The sequence below is a fragment of the Brevundimonas vancanneytii genome, assembly GCF_901421975.1.
In the GTDB taxonomy this organism is placed as follows: Bacteria; Pseudomonadota; Alphaproteobacteria; order Caulobacterales; family Caulobacteraceae; genus Brevundimonas; species Brevundimonas diminuta.
In genome coordinates this window covers 1,102,353-1,117,958 of record NZ_LR588407.1, presented here as the reverse complement: position 1 = coordinate 1,117,958, position 15,606 = coordinate 1,102,353, and the positions used below count along the sequence as shown (strand labels likewise).

Here is a 15,606-nt window from a genome sequence, read left to right as displayed (position 1 = left end):
GGCGCAAGGCCCCAGCCCTTCTTCAGACTTAGCTTAGCGCGAACGCCGTGGCGCCCGCGCCGACGATGACGAAGCTGGCGATCACCGCGCCGACAATGGCGAAGACGATGACGTTCAGGATGATGGCCGCGACCACCACCACGATGGTGTAGCCCAGCGCCTTGTCCGCGGCGGTCTTCATCAGCGTCGGCAGGCCCAGATACATCAGGTAGAAGCCGTACAGGCCCAACAGACCCGCCAGCCAGCCCAGCATCGGCAGGACATTCAGCACGCCCGCCACCCAGGCGGCGGTCATGGAATAGACGGCGACCTGCATCGCCTTCACCGGGTTCTTGGTCCCGCCGAAGGTCGGCGCCAGGGCGTCGATGATCAGGCCCAGGATGTAGACGCTCAGCAGGCTCAGCACATAGCTGAGCGCGCCCGCCAGCACCGGCCCGACCAGACCGCGATGACCGAAGGCGATCTGGCCCACGATGGTCGCCACCGCCGGAATGGCCGCCAGGATGACGGCGTAGCTGGTGAACAGCCCCTTGATGCTGGCGCTTTCGGCGTCGATGACCGGCCATTCGAACTTGGGCCGTGTCAGGATGTATTTGACCCGCGAGACGAGCGAGGGATCGACGGCGGGGGGATTTTCCAGGGTCATTCGTTAGCCTTCTGGGCGGTTGAGTCGGATCACGGCCTTATCATGTCAGAATGACGGCTGTGTGGATGCCGACGCAACCCCGCACTCTCCCTGTGACAGTTTCGGACGTAAGCCGTTCCGACCCGCCTGCCCTCGCCCGTCTGATCTGCTAGGTCTGCTCACATGGCGCGCGACTCTCTTCTCTTCGTCTGCAAATCCTGCGGGGCGGTTCATTCCAAATGGGCCGGGCAATGCTCGTCCTGCGGCGAGTGGAACGCCCTGGTCGAGGAATCCAAGGCGGCCCCGCCCGGCGCCATGAAGCCCGCCTCGACCGCGCGCGGGCGCGGGGTCCAGTTCGAGACGCTTCAGTCCGACACGCCCGAGCCGCCGCGCATCGTCACCGGCGTGACCGAGTTCGACCGCGTCTGCGGCGGCGGCGTGGTGCCCGGCTCGGCAATCCTGCTGGGCGGCGACCCCGGCGTCGGCAAGTCGACCCTGCTGCTGGAAGTCACGGCCAAGGCCGCCCGCAACGGCGCCAGGGTCGCCTATATCTCGGGCGAAGAGGCGATCGAGCAGATTCGCGCCCGCGCCAAACGCATGGGCGTGGCCGACGCCGATGTGTCGCTGGCCTCCGCCACCGCCCTGCGCGACATCCTGACGACGCTGAAGCGCGATCCGTTCGACATCGTCATCATCGATTCCATCCAGACCCTGTGGAGCGACGCGCACGACGCCGGGCCGGGCTCCATCACCCAGGTGCGCGCCTGCGCCGCCGAGCTGGTGCGGCTGGCCAAGAACGGCGGCCCCGCCATCGTCCTGGTCGGCCACGTCACCAAGGACGGCCAGATCGCCGGGCCGCGCGTGGTCGAGCACATGGTCGACGCCGTCCTCAGCTTCGAAGGCGAGCGCGGCTATCCCTTCCGCATCCTGCGCGCGGGCAAGAACCGTTTCGGCGCCACCGACGAGATCGGCGTGTTCGAAATGGGCGATTCCGGTCTGCGCGAAGTGCCCAACCCCTCGGCCTTGTTCCTGGGCGAAGGCAAGGACCGGGCGCCCGGCGCCGCCGTTTTTGCCGGGATCGAGGGATCGCGCCCTGTTCTGGTGGAAATTCAGGCTCTTGTCGCGCCTTCTGCATACGGCACGCCAAGGCGAGCTGTCGTCGGCTGGGACTCCGGCCGTCTGGCCATGCTGCTGGCCGTTCTGGAGGCGCGCTGCGGTCTGGGGTTCGGCGACAAGGACGTCTATCTGAACGTCGCGGGCGGCATGCGGATCAACGAGCCCGCCGCCGACCTGGCTGCCGCCGCCGCCCTGATCTCCTCGGCGCTGGACATGCCCCTGCCCCAGGGATGCGTCGTCTTCGGCGAGATCGGCCTGTCGGGCGAGGTCCGCGCCGTCGGCCGCGCCGAGGCCCGCCTGCGCGAGGCCAAGAAGCTAGGCTTCGAGCGCGCCCTCGCGCCGCCACAAGCCAATGGCAAGGTGAAGAAGGACGATGTCGCCCTGACCGTCGTCACTCGCCTGACCGACGCGGTCGAGCGAATCTCCCAGAACCGCTACTAAGGCGCGTTCCCATCCCTTGAGGCCGCAGAGCGCGTGACCGGCTACGACGTCTTCGTGATCCTGGCCCTGCTGGCCTCGGGCGCCGCCGGATGGTTCCGGGGCGGCATGCGCGAGCTCACGGCCCTGTTCAGCTTCCTGCTGGCGGCGCTGCTGGCGCTGATCACCCTGCCGTGGACGGCGCCGATCGGGCGCGATCTGGTCGATCCCGACTGGGCCGGGTCGGTGCTGGCCGTCGGGCTGGTCTTCGTTCTTCTCTATTTCGGCCTGCGTTTCCTCGGCTCGGCCATTTCGCAGGGCGCGCGCGGCCATGCCCTCGGCGTGCTGGACCAGACGCTGGGCCTGGCGGTCGGCCTCGTCCGCGCTCTGGGCCTGATCGGCGCGGTGCATCTGGTCATCATGGGCGCCATGCAGGACAACCCGCCGCGCTGGCTGTCCGAAGCCGCCACCGCCCCGGTCAGCGAAGGCGCCGCCCGCGCCATCCAGATCGTGCTGCCCACGCTTGGAAAGGGCGCCGACGCCCTGACCCCCGTGGTCGGTTCTTCCGTTCGCGAAGGGTTTTCCGACCAATGAGGCTTGCCCCGGACGCCTGGGCGGCTTACGTGCGCGGCGCCGCCCTTTGAGTTATCCTTCCCCGGTCATCGGAGCCTGACGATGCGCCACCATATCGCCGAACCCGTCGTTCACCGTGAGCATTGGCGTGAGCCGGAAGACGACCAACTGCGTCTCGAATGCGGCGTCTGCGGCGTCTGGGGCGCGCCCGAGAACGAGGCGTCCTCCATCGTCGCCCTGGGCCTGCACGCCCTGCAGCATCGCGGCCAGGAAGCCTGCGGCATCGCCAGCGTCCACGACGATCGCTTCTACACCGAACGGCACCAGGGCCTTGTCGGCGACGCCTTCGGCAACGCCGAACTGACCAAGCGCCTGCCGGGCCAGGCCTCCATCGGCCACACCCGCTACTCCACCGCCGGCGGCAGCTTCCTGCGCAACATCCAGCCGATGTTCGCCGATCTGGACCAAGGCGGCATCGCCATCGCCCACAACGGCAACCTGACCAATTTCAAATACCTGCACGCGCAACTTGTCTCGGAAGGCGCGATCTTCCAGTCCACTTCGGACTCCGAGGCCATCCTCCACCTGATCGCCCGCAGCCGTAAGGCCAAGATCGTCGACCGCTTCATCGACGCCCTGAGCCGGATCGAGGGCGGCTACGCCCTGGTGGCCCAGACCCGCTACAAGATGATCGGCGCGCGCGACCCGTTGGGCATCCGCCCGCTGGTGCTGGGCAAGGTCGGCGAAGCCTGGGTGCTGGCGTCCGAGACCTGCGCCCTGGACACCATCGGCGCCACCTTCGTGCGCGACGTCGAACACGGCGAGGTCGTGGTCATCGACGAGGAGGGCCTGACCTCGATCAAGCCCTTCGCCGCACGCGCCGCTCGCCCCTGCCTGTTCGAATACGTCTACTTCGCCCGTCCCGATTCCGTCGTGAACGGCCTGTCGGTCTATGACGTCCGCAAGGAGATGGGCCGTCGCCTGGCGCGCGAGCACAAGGTCGAGGCCGACATCGTGGTGCCGGTGCCCGACTCGGGCGTCCCCGCCGCCCTCGGCTACGCCCAGGAAAGCGGCCTGCCCTATGAAATGGGCATCATCCGCAGCCACTACCTCGGCCGCACCTTCATCCAGCCCAGCCAGGGCGCTCGTCAGAAGGGCGTGCGGATGAAGCACAGCCCCAACCGCGCCGCCCTGGAAGGCAAGCGCGTCGTGCTGATCGACGATTCCATCGTGCGCGGCACCACCTCGCTGAAGCTGGTCCGCGCCGTGCGCGCGGCGGGCGCGAAGGAGGTTCACCTGCGCTCGGCCAGCCCGCAGATCCTCTATCCCGACTTCTACGGCATCGACATGCCCGAGCGGTCGCAACTGATGGCCGCCACCCACAGCATGGACGAAATGCGCGCCGTGCTGGAGGTCGACTCCCTAGGCTTCCTGTCCATCGACGGCCTGTACGACGCCCTGGGCGCCGGGCCGCGTAACGCCGCCAATCCGCAGTACACCGACCACTACTTCACCGGCGACTATCCGACCCGCCTGTTGGACCGTGAGATCGAGGAAGGCGGCCGTGATCCGCGCGGGAAGCAACTTTCTCTGCTGGTGACCGCTTAAGGCTGGATGATCCAGCTCGGCTACTTCACGCTCGACACCCCTGACGTCGACAAGGCCCGCGCCTTCTACGCGGGCCTGTTCGGCTGGCGCTTCGATGAGGCTTCGTCCAGCCCGACCTACGCCCATGTGGCCGGGTCCGACCCCGCCTTCGGCCTCACCAAGGGCGAGCACAAGACCTTCCCCAATCTCTATTTCCGCGTGGACGACATCCACGCCGCCTGCGCCCGCGTGACCGAGCTGGGCGGCCGCGCGGCCGTGCCGGCCGAGAGCCCGTCCGGCCTGTCGGTCGTGGTCAGCGACGATCAGGGCGTCAGCTTCAGCCTGTGGCAGCCCGCGCCGGGCTACTGAGCCTTTCGCCGGGCGTCCGGCCGCGCTATCAGCGGCCCCATGTCCGAACACGCTTCCCTCCCTCTCGCCAACCGCGTCGCCCTGGTCGTCGGCGCCTCGCGCGGCATCGGCCGCGAATCCGCCCTGGCCCTGGCCAAGGCCGGCGCCCACGTCATCGCCGCCGGGCGCACCCAGGGCGCCCTGGAGGAGCTGGACGACGAGATCTTCGCCGCCACCGGCCAGCACGCCAGCCTGGTCCCGTTCGACCTAGTGGACGGCGGCGCCATCGACCGCCTGGGCGGCGCCCTGTTCCAACGCTTCGGCAAGCTGGACATCTGGGTTCAGGCGGCGGCCACCATGGGCCCGTCCGGCCTGACCCCGGTCGCCCACGCCGAACCGCGCGAATTCGCCAAGGTCGAGAAGATCAACTTCACCGGCGTCTATCGCCTGATCCGCTCGCTGGAGCCGCTGCTGCGCGCCTCGGACGCCGGACGCGCCATCCATCTGACCAGCAGCGTCGCCAGCCAGCCGCGCGCCTTCTGGGGCATGTACGCCGCGACCAAGGCGGGCGCCGAGGCCCTGGTCAAATGCTGGGCCGACGAGATCGAGAGCACGCCGGTGCGCGCCAGCATCGTCGATCCGGGTCGGATGCGGACGCAGTTGCGCGCCCAGGCGTTCCCGGGCGAAGATCCCAGCGTTCTGCCGCATCCTTCGGAGATCGGTCCCCTGATCGTCGAACTGGCCCGCCCTGATCTCACTCCGCCTCTGACGGTCAGCTTCAAGGAATGGAAGCAAGGCCTGTCGGCGGACGCCCTGGTTTAAAGTCTTCATGCCGACAAGACCGGCGACGGACGAGCGAACCGCGACAAGCTCAACGCTGCGTCGTTCGCCCCTGCCGCTGGTCCGCGCCGCCCCGTTGGCCGACGTCGTGGCGCTGATCGCTTCAGTCGGCCTGATCCTCACCTATGTCGGCTTCTGGAGCGCGCCGCTGACCGACTACGGCGCGCGCTCGGCCGACTTCCTTCGCAACTTCTACTATCCGGCTTATCTGCTGGCTGTGGTGCTGGTCTGCATGAGGCCCGAGCGCGCGATCAGGGGCATGGTCCGATCGCCGCTGCTGATCGCCCTGCTGCTGCTGACGGCGGCCACCTACTTCTGGTCCATCATGCCCGATCTGACGGCTCGGCGGATTCCGGCCCTGCTGTTCACCACCCTGGCGGGCGTGGCACTGGCCTCGCGGTGGAGCTGGCGCAGCCTGACCGAGATCATAGCGGGAACCCTCGGCGCCCTGGCCGTCCTCTCCTTCCTGCTGGGCGCGCTGCTGCCCGACTTCGGCCGGATGCAGGAGCTCTTCCCCGGCGCCTGGCGCGGCCTGTGGCTTGAGAAGAACGGCCTGGGCCATGTCATGGTGAAGACCACCATCTTCCTGCTGGCCGCGGGCGTCATGGCTCCCGAGCGGCGCAAGTTGTGGTTCGGCCTGGCGGTCGTCTCTGTGGCGCTGGTCATCCTGTCGACCTCGAAGACGGCCCTGCTGGTGCTGCTGCTGTCGCTCAGCGCCATGGGCTTCGTCGCCGTGGTGAAGTCCGGCCCCCTGCGCGCCGTCGTCGCCACCTGGCTAGCCGTCGTGGTCGTCATCGGCGGCGCTCTGCTGATCTCCGCCGAAACCGACGTCGTGCTGGGGCTGTTGGGCAAGGACGCCACCCTGACCGGCCGCACAGAAATCTGGTCCGGCATCATGCAGCAGATGTCCGAGCACCCCTGGCGCGGCTTCGGCTACGGCGCGGTATGGGACGACCCCGGCTTCACCGGCCCCAAGGCCTGGATCGGCCACCAGGCCCACTTCATCCCGGCCAACGCCCACAGCGGCTGGCTGGAGATCTACATCGCCCTGGGACTGGGCGGCGTCATCCTGTTCGCACTGTGGCTGGTGCAGATATGGGCGCAATCGCTATGGGCGGCCTACACCAGTCCCGGCGGCTGGGTGGCCCTGCCGATGATGGCCTCCTTCACCTTCACCATGCTCAGCGAGAGCATCGCCATGAACTGGCATGAGCTGCGCTGGGTCGTCATGGTCGCCCTGGCCCTGAAGCTCGCGCTGGGCGACGAACCCGAACAGCCCAGTCGCCCACGCTGATCGCCGCGCAAGGCGGAGCGATCAGCGCAAACCCGAGCAATAGGCGAAAGACGTCCCGTTGGCCGGGACGACATCGTCAGCGTTTGGCGCCGCCCTTCTGGCCCGTACGGACGCGGCCCGAGCGGGACACCTGGCGTGCGCCGCCGCGCGCGCCCTTGCCGATGAAGGCGTTGGAGCCCGCCTTCTTGGACGCGCTGGCCTTCAATCCGCCCAGGGGCTTCACCTTGGGCTTGATGCCGGCCTTGGCCTTCTGCTCCAGCGCCTTGCCGGGCAGGTTGGACAGCTTCTCGGCCTTCTCGGCCTTGATCACCCGGCGCGGGGCGGTCTTGGCGTCGCCCTTGAAGCGTTCCGGGCCGGACTTGGCGCCGCCCTCGGCGTAGGGGTTGGCCGAACCCGACTTGACGTTCAGCCGGATCGGCGTGCCGTGCAGGTCGAAGCTCTCTCGGATCGAGTTGATCAGATAGCGCTTGTAGTGTTCCGGCATGGACGCGGCGCGGCTGGCCATCAGCACGAACGTCGGAGGACGCGCCTTGGTCTGGGCCATGTATTTCGGCTTGATGCGCTTGCCGTCCACGGCGGGTGGCGGGTGTCTCTGGGTCGCCAGGGACAGCCAGTCGTTCAGATCCTTGGTCTTCACCTTGACCGACCAGGTGTCATAGGCCTGAAGCACGGCGGGCATCAGGCGCTCGACGCCGCGCCCGTTGAACGACGACAGAGCCACGAAGGGCGAACCGCGCAGCTGCGGCAGCTTGTCGTCGGCCAGGCGCTTCAGCTCGGCCAGGCGTGACTGCGGCTCTTCTTCCAGATCCCACTTGGACGCGACATAGACCAGCGCCCGCCCTTCCCGCTCGACCAGATCGGCCAGTTGCAGGTCTTGAGTGTCGAAGGCGTCGTCCTTGTCCATCACCATGATCACCACCTCGGCGAAGGTGATGGCGCGAATGGTGTCGGCGACCGACAGCTTTTCCAGCTTCTCCTGGACGCGGGCCTTGCGGCGCATCCCGGCGGTGTCGATCAGGCGGATGTTCTTGCCTTCCCAGACCCAGTCCACCGAGATGGAGTCGCGCGTGATGCCGGCTTCCGGGCCGGTCAGCAGGCGGTCGTCGCCGATCAGGCGGTTGATCAGGGTCGACTTGCCCGCGTTCGGACGGCCGATGACGGCGATGCGGATCGGCTTTTCCGGCTCGTCGACTTCCTCGATGAAGATGTCTTCCGACGCGGCCAGGATCGCCTGATACAGGTCGGCCATGCCCTCGCCGTGCTCGGCCGAGATCGGCACCGGCTCGCCGAAGCCCAGGCCGTGCGCCTCGCCCACGCCGCCGCCGCTTTCGCGGCTTTCCGACTTGTTGGCCAGCAGGACGACGGGCTTGTGCACCTTGCGCAGGCGATCGGCGAAGATGCGGTCCAGCGAGGTCACGCCTTCGCGCGCGTCCATCATGAACAGGATCAGATCCGCGTCCTCGATCGCCGCCTCGGTCTGCTCGCGCATCCGGGCTTCCAGGCTTTCGTCGGTGACGTCCTCATACCCCGCGGTGTCGATCAGGGTCAGATCCATGTCGCCGATCACGCCGTCGGCGTAGCGGCGGTCGCGGGTCACGCCGGGGCGATCATCGACCAGCGCAAGGCGCTTGCCGACGAGACGATTGAACAGTGTCGACTTGCCCACATTGGGGCGGCCGACGATGGCGACCTTCAGAGCCATGTCGGCCTTCTAGCTTAAATCGGTGAAAAGGTCAGCGGATGCTGACCAGCTGGCCCTTGTCGGTCAGGACATAGAGGGCGCCGTTATAGGCGGCCGGGGCGATATAGGCGGCCGAACCCAGCTTCAGACTGCCGGTCTGCGCGCCCGTCTTCGGATCAAAGGCCACGGCCTCGCCGTCCGAGTTGACCAGCACCAGACGGTTCGACGCCAGGATCGGGCCCGACCAGACCGGACGCACGGTGCGCTTGCCGAAGCCCAGGAAGCCGCCTTCCTTGCGGACGCGGCCCTCGTTCAGATCGCGCGACCAATAGACCTGGCCCGTCTCGCGGTTGACCACGGTCAGTTCGCCCGCCTGGGACACGACATAGACCACGTCGCCGACCGGCAGGGGCTGGTTCACCCCGACGATAGGCAGGGACCATTTCGGCTGGCCGCTGCGCAGGTCCATCACCTGCATCACGCCCGACTGGCTGATGGCGTAGACCTGACCGCGGCTGACGACCGGACGACCGGCGATGTCGCGCAGTTCCGACAGAGCGCTGGTGCGGCTGGTGCGCGACAGCACCTGCTCCCACACCGGCTGGCCGTTGGTCGCCTGCAGGGCCACGATCTGCCCCGAGGAGAAGGGCGCCACCACCGTGCCGCCGCTGACCGCCGGGCTGGAGGCGCGCATGATGCGGGCCGGCTCGGTGATGCCGCGATAGGACCAGTCCTGCTGGCCGTTGGCCACGTTGAAGGCCATCAACTGGTTGTCGACGTCGACGACATAGACCCGCTGGCCCGCCACCGTCGGCGCGCCGTGGATCGGCAGGTCGACTGCGGTGCGCCACAGCTCGGCGCCCGTATTGGCGTCAAACGCCGTCATGACGCGATAGCCCGACGAGACGAAGACCTTACCGCCGCTGACGGCCACGCCGCCGCCGAAGCCGCCGCCGCCCGATCCGCCGCCCAGGCCGATGCCCATGAAGCGGCGGCCGCGATCAGCCTCCTCGACCTTGACGCTGGCCTTCCACAGGACGGCGCCGGTGCCGGCGTCCACGGCGGTCACGCCCGCTTCGCCGTCCAGCACGAAGAGCTTGCCGTCCTCGGCCACCACCGGGGACATGACCTGGCGATCGTTCGCCGAGCCTGCGCCGATGTCGCGTCGCCAGGCGACGGTGAACTCAGGCGCGGCGATCACATGCTCGACCGCATTCTCGGCGTTGCCGCCGGGCTGGCTCCAGGTCGTCACGGCCTGCGGGCCCGGCAGGAAGAAGTCACGCCCCGACAGGGCCGCCGAGGGCGCGAGCTGCTGCTCGAACTCCAGGATGGAGACACGCTGTCCCTCGGTCGCCGTCGCAACCGGCTCCTTGTCTCCGCCCAGGCCGAACGGCAGGGCGTTGCGAACCGTGCCGCACGACGCGACGGTCAGGGCCAGACCGCTCAACAGGGCGACTTTAAGGGTTTTGGTCATGGTTGGCGTCCCGAGGGAGTCAAATCAGGGGGCAGGCGTCGCGGCGGGCGCTTGAGCCGGGGCAGCAGCCTCAGCCGGAGCCGCCTGGCCCGGAGCCGGCGTCGGCAGCGCAGCGGCGGCCTTAACGATGGCGGCCAGATTGGCGGCCGTGCCGGTGTCGACGGCCTGAACGGCGGCCTGGGCGCGCTGGCGCACCGGGTCCGGCACGTCCTGACCGAGTTGCAGCTGCACGAAGGTCTGACGCGCCTCGGCGGTCTTGCCGTGCTGCAGCTGGGCCATGGCCAGGGCTTCCTGGGCGAAGGCCTGCATCGGGCGCTTGTCGCCGGTCAGCGGCTCCAGACGCTTCTGCACGTCTTCCAGCGAGGCCGTGTCCATGACCAGGAAGACCGCCTTCAGGGCGGCGATGTCGGACAGAATCGGATCCTTGGCGGCCTTGGCGGCTTCATCCAGCAGAGCCACGGCCTCGGTCGTCTTGTTCTCGGCCTGGGCCAGACCCGCCTGCTGCATCAGGGCCAGGGCCTTGTAGCCGCCGCCGGCCTTGGCCGACTCGGCGAAGGCGGTCTTGGCCTCGGCGGGCTTGCCCGCCTGCAGCGCCTGAACGCCTTGCTCATAGGCGGCCGAGGCCTTGTCAGCCTGCGAACTCACATAGGATTGCCAGCCCCACCAGGCCAGCGCAGCGACCAGGGCGACCGCCAGCAGACCGCCCAGAACGGGCAGCCAGGTACGGGCCATACGCTTATAGCGTTCGGAGCGAAGCTCCTCCTCGACCTGCTCGAAGACATCAACCACGAAACGTCGCCCCAAAAATGCAGCCAAGGCCGATCATAAAAACGCCGCGACCCTAGAGGTTCGGCGTCACGGCCGCAACGCAGGCGTTGGGCGCGAAACGGCTTTTTCCAGCCCTAAGCCGGGACTGGGGCGGGAAAACGGCGCTCAGATCTGTTGCGACAGCTTCACCACGCCCGCCGCCAGCAGGGCGACCAGCACCCCGGCCGTGGCCCAGAACATCTGCATGCCGCCCATGGAGCCCATGGCGCTGAGGGCCGCATCGCCCAGTCCGCTCCGCTCCAGCAGGGATTGAACCGCCAGTCCGCCCTGCATCCCAGCCTGGGATCCGGCCGAATCAAGCCCGCCCCCGCCCGCCTGGGCGGTGAAGCCGTCCGGCCCCAGATGAAAGTTGACGCCCAGCAGTTCACGCACCGCGATCAGCCCGCCGATCAGCCCCGCCGCCGACAGGGCGATGGACCGCACGCGCGAGGCCTTGTTCAGCCGCGCGGCCACATCCGCTTCAAAGAAGACCGAATCGGGAAAGTGCGGCGCCTGCGCGAACAGGCGCTCAATCGTGGGGTCGAATTCGTCAGCCGACATGGGATGCGCTCCCGATTGCAACCGGCCCCGGCTGGAGCCGGGCCCGAAGTTTATCCAGACCACGCTTGACATGAGATTTCACCGTTCCAAGCGGCAAATTCATGGCCGCGGCGATTTCCGGGTGCGACAGCCCCGCGCCATGACACAGGGAGACGCACAGACGTTCGACCTCGCTGAGCCCCTTCAAGGCCTCGTCCAGGTCCACGCGGCCGATGCTGTCGACGGCGGGCGCGACGTTTTCCGTTTCGCTTTCCGCCACATAGCGCGCCTCCTTCGAGATGCGCTTCAGATACATGCGGGCGGCGATACGCTTGATCCAGGCGGCGAAGGTGCCCTCGCCCCGGAACTCGGCGCATTTCTCGAACGCCAGCAAAAAGGCGTCCTGGGCCACGTCGTCGGCCAGGGCCGGCTGGGCGCCCATGCGGCGCAGCAGCCCCCGCACCGCCGAGCCGTGCCGACGGACCAGCTCGCCGAACTCTCGGCGGCCGCCGCCGGCCGCAAGCCCGGCCAGCTCGACGTCGTGCAGATCGCGTAAGTCTCGGGCCATGACGGCTTTCCCTGTTCCGACCCGCCTCAGCCCTTGTTCTTGTTGAAGAAGCTCAGAATGATGAAGGCCAGACCGATCATGCCGGGGATCGCGGCGCCCCCGACGATGGGATAGAAGGCGTCGAAGTCGGCGAAGCTGACCGCATAGCCCAACAGGGCGATGCCGATCGCGACCGACAGCAGGATCACGCCCGCCCGCAGATCGCGCGCGGCCGTCGGGACCGCCTTCGCATTGTCCTTGCTGATGGCTTCGATCACTTCCGGCGGAAGGGACTGTCCCTTCTCGATGGAAGCCCGCAGCGTGGCCTGCATCTCGCGCCGTTCGCGGCTCTTGAGCCACGACGGCACAAGAACGATGGCCGCGATCATCGCAAAGAACGCCAGCGGAATGAAAACGTCATCCATGAGTTTGACCCCTGTTCGGCCAAGCCTGATGCGGCGGCCTTCTGATCACAAGAGGCGGCGATGATCGCCTATGGATGCAGTTGCGCGCATGAACTCTTCGTAATGCGTCACCACAGCGTGACTCGACACGCCCGAAACGGCGTTCAACGCTGTCGCCGACCCCTTCGGAGCGGCGCATGACCATCACCTATCGCATCGTCCAGCACGACGGCGGCTGGGCCTACCAACTGGGCGACAGCTATTCCGAGACCTTCCCCAGCCACGCAGCGGCGCTGGCGGCGGCCACGGCCGCGGCGCGCGAACAGCGCGTGCCGGACCGCACGTTCTGGATCGAATATGAAGACGCCTCAGGCCAGTGGGTCACAGAGCGCGCCGACGGCCACGACCGCCCGACCACCGCCGTCGAGGACTGAACCTCAGCCCTTCAGGGCGGCGGCGTAGATGTCTGGCTTGAAGCCCAACAGGGTGCGCCCGTCGCCCAGGTCCAGCACCGGCCGCTTGATCATAGACGGCTGGGCCAGCATCAGGTCCACCGCCTTGGCGGCGTCGATGTCGGCCTTGTCGGCGTCCGACAGCTTGCGGAAGGTCGTGCCCGCCCGGTTCAGCACCTTCTCCCAGCCATGCTCGGCGACCCAGCGCTCCACCTCGGCGCGATCCGCGCCTGCGGCCTTGTAGTCATGAAAGTCATAGGCGACGCCGTTCTGATCCAACCAGACGCGCGCCTTCTTCATCGTGTCGCAGGCCTTGATGCCATACAGGGTGCGGGTCATGGGCGAACTCCAAGCGTGACAGACAGCCGGGGTCTGACATCGAAGCGCGGAGGGGTCAATTTTCTCGTCGCATGAAGAAATCTTCACTCGACGAACCAACCTTCACTTGAAAGAGTCACGTTATCAAACGGAGGCGAACATGAAGCGTGCAGCAGCCTTAACGACCCTGGCGCTCATATCAGCCTGCTCCGAGCCCCGTCATGAAGTCAGTGCAAAGGTGACGACGCCTGTTGAGACGGGCAAGATCGCAGGCGTCCAACAATCTGTTGAAGCCCGCGTCGAAGTCCCCGCAGAGGCGGCAGAGGCCGTTGAAGCCCATATTCGAGCGCAGGAGGCTGAAGCTCGGAAAACCAAGAGCCCCTAAAGCACCCCCAACACCGCCTCGACCGGCCGACCGATCGCCGCGCCCTTGGGCGTCTCGACAATTGGGCGCTCGACCAGGACCGGGCTCTCGATCATCGCGGCCAGGACCGTCGCGTCATCCGCGTCGGCGGCCAACAGCTCGGCGGCCTTCGTCTCCTTCTTGCGCAGCAGGCCCTTCAGCCCGCCGCCCGTCTCGCGCGCCAGGCGGTTCAGGGTCTCGGCGTCCCAGCCGGTCTTCAGATACTCGACCACCGTCGGCTCGATCCCGCGTTCGCGCAGCAGCTCCAGCGCCTTGCGCGACGTCGAGCATTTCGGGTTGTGGTAAAGGGTGACGGTCATGGTCAGGCTCCTGTCTGCGCCCTCACCTAGGCCTTGAGGCCGTCTTGCGCCAGCTTCCCCGCCCCGCGCAGGCCGCCGATGTGCAGCAACAGGCACAGCACCATGCCGGCTCCCGCCACGCCGACGCTCCAGCCCGGCAGCCCCGGCGCGGCCGGCGACGCCCCGACCATCAGGCTGACCGACATCGCGCTCAGTTCATAAAGCGCCCAGGCCAGGCCGAAGACCGGCAGGATGCGGTTGGGACGGCGCCACTGCACCAGGCCCAGCACGGCGGCGACGGCCGAGAAGACCACCGCGAAACCCGTTGTCGCCCCGCGGAACTCCGCCTGTTCGGGCGCGCTCAGGAACCAGACCAGCCCGGCCTGCATCAGGCCCACGCCCGCCCAGATCCAGAAGGCCCAGGCGCTGCCGCGCGCCAGCGCCCTCGCCGTCTCGGTCGAATCGACCGGGGCGAACGGTTGGGGCGGTGCGATCCGTCGGTTCATGCGCGACTCCCTGACTGAGGCGGCGAAACTATCCCGCTCCGCGCCGAAATCCCAAGTGCGTGAAAGAGATATCGCCCCACCTTCACCTTTGGCGCCCGCCCGTCTAGGGTCGCCGCCATGCGGATCGAACCTCAAGATCAGGCCGTGCTCGATCACGTCGCGGCCCAAGGCGACGCCATTGTCCAGCGCGCCGTCGACTGGTCCAACATCAACTCAGGCAGCCGCCACGCCGAAGGGCTGGCGCGGATTCTCGACGTTCTGGACGCCACGGCGCGCGCCGCCTTCGCCCAGGCCACGGTCGAGCGCGTGCCGACGCAAGGCTCCACCACCGTCGCCGACAGCGGCGCGGTCATAGCCGAGAGCTACGCCGACTGCCTGAAGATCGTCGCCCGGCCCGAAGCCCCGCTTCAGGTCGTGCTGACCGGCCATTACGACACCGTCTTCCCCGCCGACAGCGCCTTCCAACGCGTCGTCACCCGCGACGACGGCGCCCTGAACGGCCCCGGCATCGCCGACATGAAAGGCGGAATCAGCGTCATGCTGGCCGCGCTGGAAGCCTTCGAGACGCACCCCGACAAGGCCCGCGTCGGCTGGACCGTGCTGCTGTCTCCCGATGAAGAGATCGGCTCGCCCGCCTCGGCCCCCCTGCTGGCGGAGCTGGGCGCGCGCGGCCACGTCGGCCTGACCTATGAACCCGCCCTGTCCGATGGGACGCTCGCGGGCGAACGCAAGGGCAGCGGCAACTTCCACCTGATCGTCACCGGCAAGGCCGCCCACGCGGGCCGCGCCTTCCATGAGGGCGCCAACGCCGTCGCGGGCGCCGCCATCATCGCCGCCCGCCTGCACGGCCTGAACGGCCAGCGCGAGGGCGTCACCGTCAATGTGGCCAAGATCGCGGGCGGCGGCCCCCTGAACGTCGTGGCCGACAACGCCGTGGTCCGCTTCAACGTCCGCGTGCCGGACGCGCAGAGCGCCGCCTGGATCGACGAGACGGTGCGCGCCCTCGCCGCCGAGCCGCCCTTCCCCGGCCTGACGCTGGACCTGCACGGCGGCATGACCCGCGCGCCCAAGCCTATGGACGCCAGCCAGACCGCCCTGTTCCACGCCGTCCGCGACGCCGGCGACCTGCTGGGCCAGACCATCGCCTGGAAGCCGTCCGGCGGCGTCTGCGAGGGCAACAACCTGCACGCCGCGGGCCTGCCCAACGTCGACACTCTGGGCGTCGTCGGCGGCGAGATTCACTCGGACCAGGAGTTCGCTTGGCCCGCCAGCTTCGTCGAACGGGCGCAGTTGTCCGCCCTGATCCTGTGCAAGATCGCCTCGGGCGAGATCGACGCCCTCAAACTGAAACAGCTCCGACTGGAGACGATGTAAC

The 15,606-nt window shown here is 68.1% G+C and carries 18 protein-coding genes; 8 read left to right on the top strand and 10 right to left on the bottom strand.

Annotation, left to right across the window (positions count from 1 at the left end):
- Positions 1 to 28: 28 nt before the first annotated feature.
- Entirely contained in the window at positions 29 to 646 is a 618-nt protein-coding gene (locus tag FGL25_RS05395; RefSeq protein ID WP_138141153.1) for a Yip1 family protein, read from the bottom strand.
- Positions 647 to 808: 162 nt separating this feature from the next.
- On the opposite strand from FGL25_RS05395, the gene radA reads away from it, so the two are divergent.
- From radA to FGL25_RS05365, 6 genes are all read left to right on the top strand, one after another.
- Positions 809 to 2,182 (top strand): DNA repair protein RadA, encoded by a 1,374-nt coding sequence (radA, locus tag FGL25_RS05390; RefSeq protein ID WP_138141152.1) that lies wholly within the window; start codon positions 809 to 811, stop codon positions 2,180 to 2,182.
- 33 nt (positions 2,183 to 2,215) lie between these two features.
- A complete protein-coding gene (locus FGL25_RS05385) occupies positions 2,216 to 2,752 on the top strand; it encodes a CvpA family protein (RefSeq protein WP_138141151.1) in 537 nt (178 codons plus the stop codon).
- A gap of 81 nt (positions 2,753 to 2,833) precedes the next feature.
- Entirely contained in the window at positions 2,834 to 4,339 is a 1,506-nt protein-coding gene (purF, locus tag FGL25_RS05380) for an amidophosphoribosyltransferase (protein ID WP_138141150.1), read from the top strand.
- 6 nt (positions 4,340 to 4,345) lie between these two features.
- Complete coding sequence (locus tag FGL25_RS05375; protein WP_046654292.1) at positions 4,346 to 4,687, top strand: VOC family protein; 342 nt, start codon at positions 4,346 to 4,348, stop codon at positions 4,685 to 4,687.
- Between the two features lie 39 nt (positions 4,688 to 4,726).
- Positions 4,727 to 5,488 carry an SDR family NAD(P)-dependent oxidoreductase gene (locus FGL25_RS05370; protein ID WP_138141149.1) on the top strand — a complete coding sequence of 254 codons (762 nt, stop codon included), beginning with the start codon at positions 4,727 to 4,729 and terminating at the stop codon, positions 5,486 to 5,488.
- 7 nt (positions 5,489 to 5,495) lie between these two features.
- Positions 5,496 to 6,800 (top strand): O-antigen ligase family protein, encoded by a 1,305-nt coding sequence (locus FGL25_RS05365; RefSeq protein WP_138141148.1) that lies wholly within the window; start codon positions 5,496 to 5,498, stop codon positions 6,798 to 6,800.
- 76 nt (positions 6,801 to 6,876) lie between these two features.
- Here FGL25_RS05365 and der read toward each other — a convergent pair whose 3' ends face one another.
- The 6 genes from der to FGL25_RS05335 form a co-directional block, all read right to left on the bottom strand.
- A complete protein-coding gene (der, locus tag FGL25_RS05360; protein WP_046654295.1) occupies positions 6,877 to 8,502 on the bottom strand; it encodes a ribosome biogenesis GTPase Der in 1,626 nt (541 codons plus the stop codon).
- A 31-nt stretch (positions 8,503 to 8,533) separates the two neighbouring features.
- Positions 8,534 to 9,955, bottom strand: a complete 1,422-nt coding sequence (locus FGL25_RS05355) for a PQQ-like beta-propeller repeat protein (protein WP_138141147.1) — start codon at positions 9,953 to 9,955, stop codon at positions 8,534 to 8,536.
- 24 nt (positions 9,956 to 9,979) lie between these two features.
- Positions 9,980 to 10,744, bottom strand: coding sequence for a tetratricopeptide repeat protein (locus FGL25_RS05350; protein WP_138141146.1), 765 nt, complete (start codon positions 10,742 to 10,744; stop codon positions 9,980 to 9,982).
- Positions 10,745 to 10,888: 144 nt separating this feature from the next.
- Positions 10,889 to 11,323: a hypothetical protein gene (locus tag FGL25_RS05345; RefSeq protein ID WP_138141145.1), complete on the bottom strand. Its 435-nt coding sequence runs from the start codon at positions 11,321 to 11,323 to the stop codon at positions 10,889 to 10,891.
- Positions 11,313 to 11,870 (bottom strand): RNA polymerase sigma factor, encoded by a 558-nt coding sequence (locus tag FGL25_RS05340; protein WP_138141144.1) that lies wholly within the window; start codon positions 11,868 to 11,870, stop codon positions 11,313 to 11,315. The genes FGL25_RS05345 and FGL25_RS05340 overlap by 11 nt, the downstream gene beginning before the upstream one ends.
- Before the next feature lie 26 nt (positions 11,871 to 11,896).
- Entirely contained in the window at positions 11,897 to 12,274 is a 378-nt protein-coding gene (locus tag FGL25_RS05335) for a DUF6249 domain-containing protein (protein WP_138141143.1), read from the bottom strand.
- A gap of 176 nt (positions 12,275 to 12,450) precedes the next feature.
- Here FGL25_RS05335 and FGL25_RS05330 point away from each other — a divergent pair, with 176 nt between their 5' ends.
- Positions 12,451 to 12,687 (top strand): DUF2188 domain-containing protein, encoded by a 237-nt coding sequence (locus FGL25_RS05330; RefSeq protein WP_003165466.1) that lies wholly within the window; start codon positions 12,451 to 12,453, stop codon positions 12,685 to 12,687.
- Positions 12,688 to 12,690: 3 nt separating this feature from the next.
- Here FGL25_RS05330 and FGL25_RS05325 read toward each other — a convergent pair whose 3' ends face one another.
- The 3 genes from FGL25_RS05325 to FGL25_RS05315 all read right to left on the bottom strand — a co-directional run bounded on the left by FGL25_RS05325 (position 12,691) and on the right by FGL25_RS05315 (position 14,231).
- Entirely contained in the window at positions 12,691 to 13,044 is a 354-nt protein-coding gene (locus FGL25_RS05325; protein ID WP_138141142.1) for an ArsC family reductase, read from the bottom strand.
- Between the two features lie 360 nt (positions 13,045 to 13,404).
- Positions 13,405 to 13,746 carry an arsenate reductase (glutaredoxin) gene (gene arsC, locus FGL25_RS05320; RefSeq protein WP_138141141.1) on the bottom strand — a complete coding sequence of 114 codons (342 nt, stop codon included), beginning with the start codon at positions 13,744 to 13,746 and terminating at the stop codon, positions 13,405 to 13,407.
- 26 nt (positions 13,747 to 13,772) lie between these two features.
- The gene (locus FGL25_RS05315) at positions 13,773 to 14,231 is read right to left on the bottom strand and encodes a hypothetical protein (protein WP_003165469.1); all 459 of its coding nucleotides are present in this window, start codon (positions 14,229 to 14,231) and stop codon (positions 13,773 to 13,775) included.
- 117 nt (positions 14,232 to 14,348) lie between these two features.
- On the opposite strand from FGL25_RS05315, the gene FGL25_RS05310 reads away from it, so the two are divergent.
- Complete coding sequence (locus tag FGL25_RS05310) at positions 14,349 to 15,605, top strand: hydrolase (protein WP_046654307.1); 1,257 nt, start codon at positions 14,349 to 14,351, stop codon at positions 15,603 to 15,605.
- Position 15,606: the final 1 nt, after the last annotated feature.

Bases quoted from the DNA above. Each gene is read 5' to 3' on its own strand.
- FGL25_RS05395 (WP_138141153.1), bottom strand. From the start codon at position 646: ATGACCCTGGAAAATCCCCCCGCCGTCGATCCCTCGCTCGTCTCGCGG.
- FGL25_RS05355 (WP_138141147.1), bottom strand. From the start codon at position 9,955: ATGACCAAAACCCTTAAAGTCGCCCTGTTGAGCGGTCTGGCCCTGACC.
- FGL25_RS05365 (WP_138141148.1), top strand. From the start codon at position 5,496: ATGCCGACAAGACCGGCGACGGACGAGCGAACCGCGACAAGCTCAACG.
- arsC (WP_138141141.1), bottom strand. From the start codon at position 13,746: ATGACCGTCACCCTTTACCACAACCCGAAATGCTCGACGTCGCGCAAG.
- FGL25_RS05370 (WP_138141149.1), top strand. From the start codon at position 4,727: ATGTCCGAACACGCTTCCCTCCCTCTCGCCAACCGCGTCGCCCTGGTC.
- radA (WP_138141152.1), top strand. From the start codon at position 809: ATGGCGCGCGACTCTCTTCTCTTCGTCTGCAAATCCTGCGGGGCGGTT.
- FGL25_RS05315 (WP_003165469.1), bottom strand. From the start codon at position 14,231: ATGAACCGACGGATCGCACCGCCCCAACCGTTCGCCCCGGTCGATTCG.
- purF (WP_138141150.1), top strand. From the start codon at position 2,834: ATGCGCCACCATATCGCCGAACCCGTCGTTCACCGTGAGCATTGGCGT.
- FGL25_RS05345 (WP_138141145.1), bottom strand. From the start codon at position 11,323: ATGTCGGCTGACGAATTCGACCCCACGATTGAGCGCCTGTTCGCGCAG.
- der (WP_046654295.1), bottom strand. From the start codon at position 8,502: ATGGCTCTGAAGGTCGCCATCGTCGGCCGCCCCAATGTGGGCAAGTCG.
- FGL25_RS05335 (WP_138141143.1), bottom strand. From the start codon at position 12,274: ATGGATGACGTTTTCATTCCGCTGGCGTTCTTTGCGATGATCGCGGCC.
- FGL25_RS05325 (WP_138141142.1), bottom strand. From the start codon at position 13,044: ATGACCCGCACCCTGTATGGCATCAAGGCCTGCGACACGATGAAGAAG.
- FGL25_RS05375 (WP_046654292.1), top strand. From the start codon at position 4,346: ATGATCCAGCTCGGCTACTTCACGCTCGACACCCCTGACGTCGACAAG.
- FGL25_RS05330 (WP_003165466.1), top strand. From the start codon at position 12,451: ATGACCATCACCTATCGCATCGTCCAGCACGACGGCGGCTGGGCCTAC.
- FGL25_RS05310 (WP_046654307.1), top strand. From the start codon at position 14,349: ATGCGGATCGAACCTCAAGATCAGGCCGTGCTCGATCACGTCGCGGCC.
- FGL25_RS05340 (WP_138141144.1), bottom strand. From the start codon at position 11,870: ATGGCCCGAGACTTACGCGATCTGCACGACGTCGAGCTGGCCGGGCTT.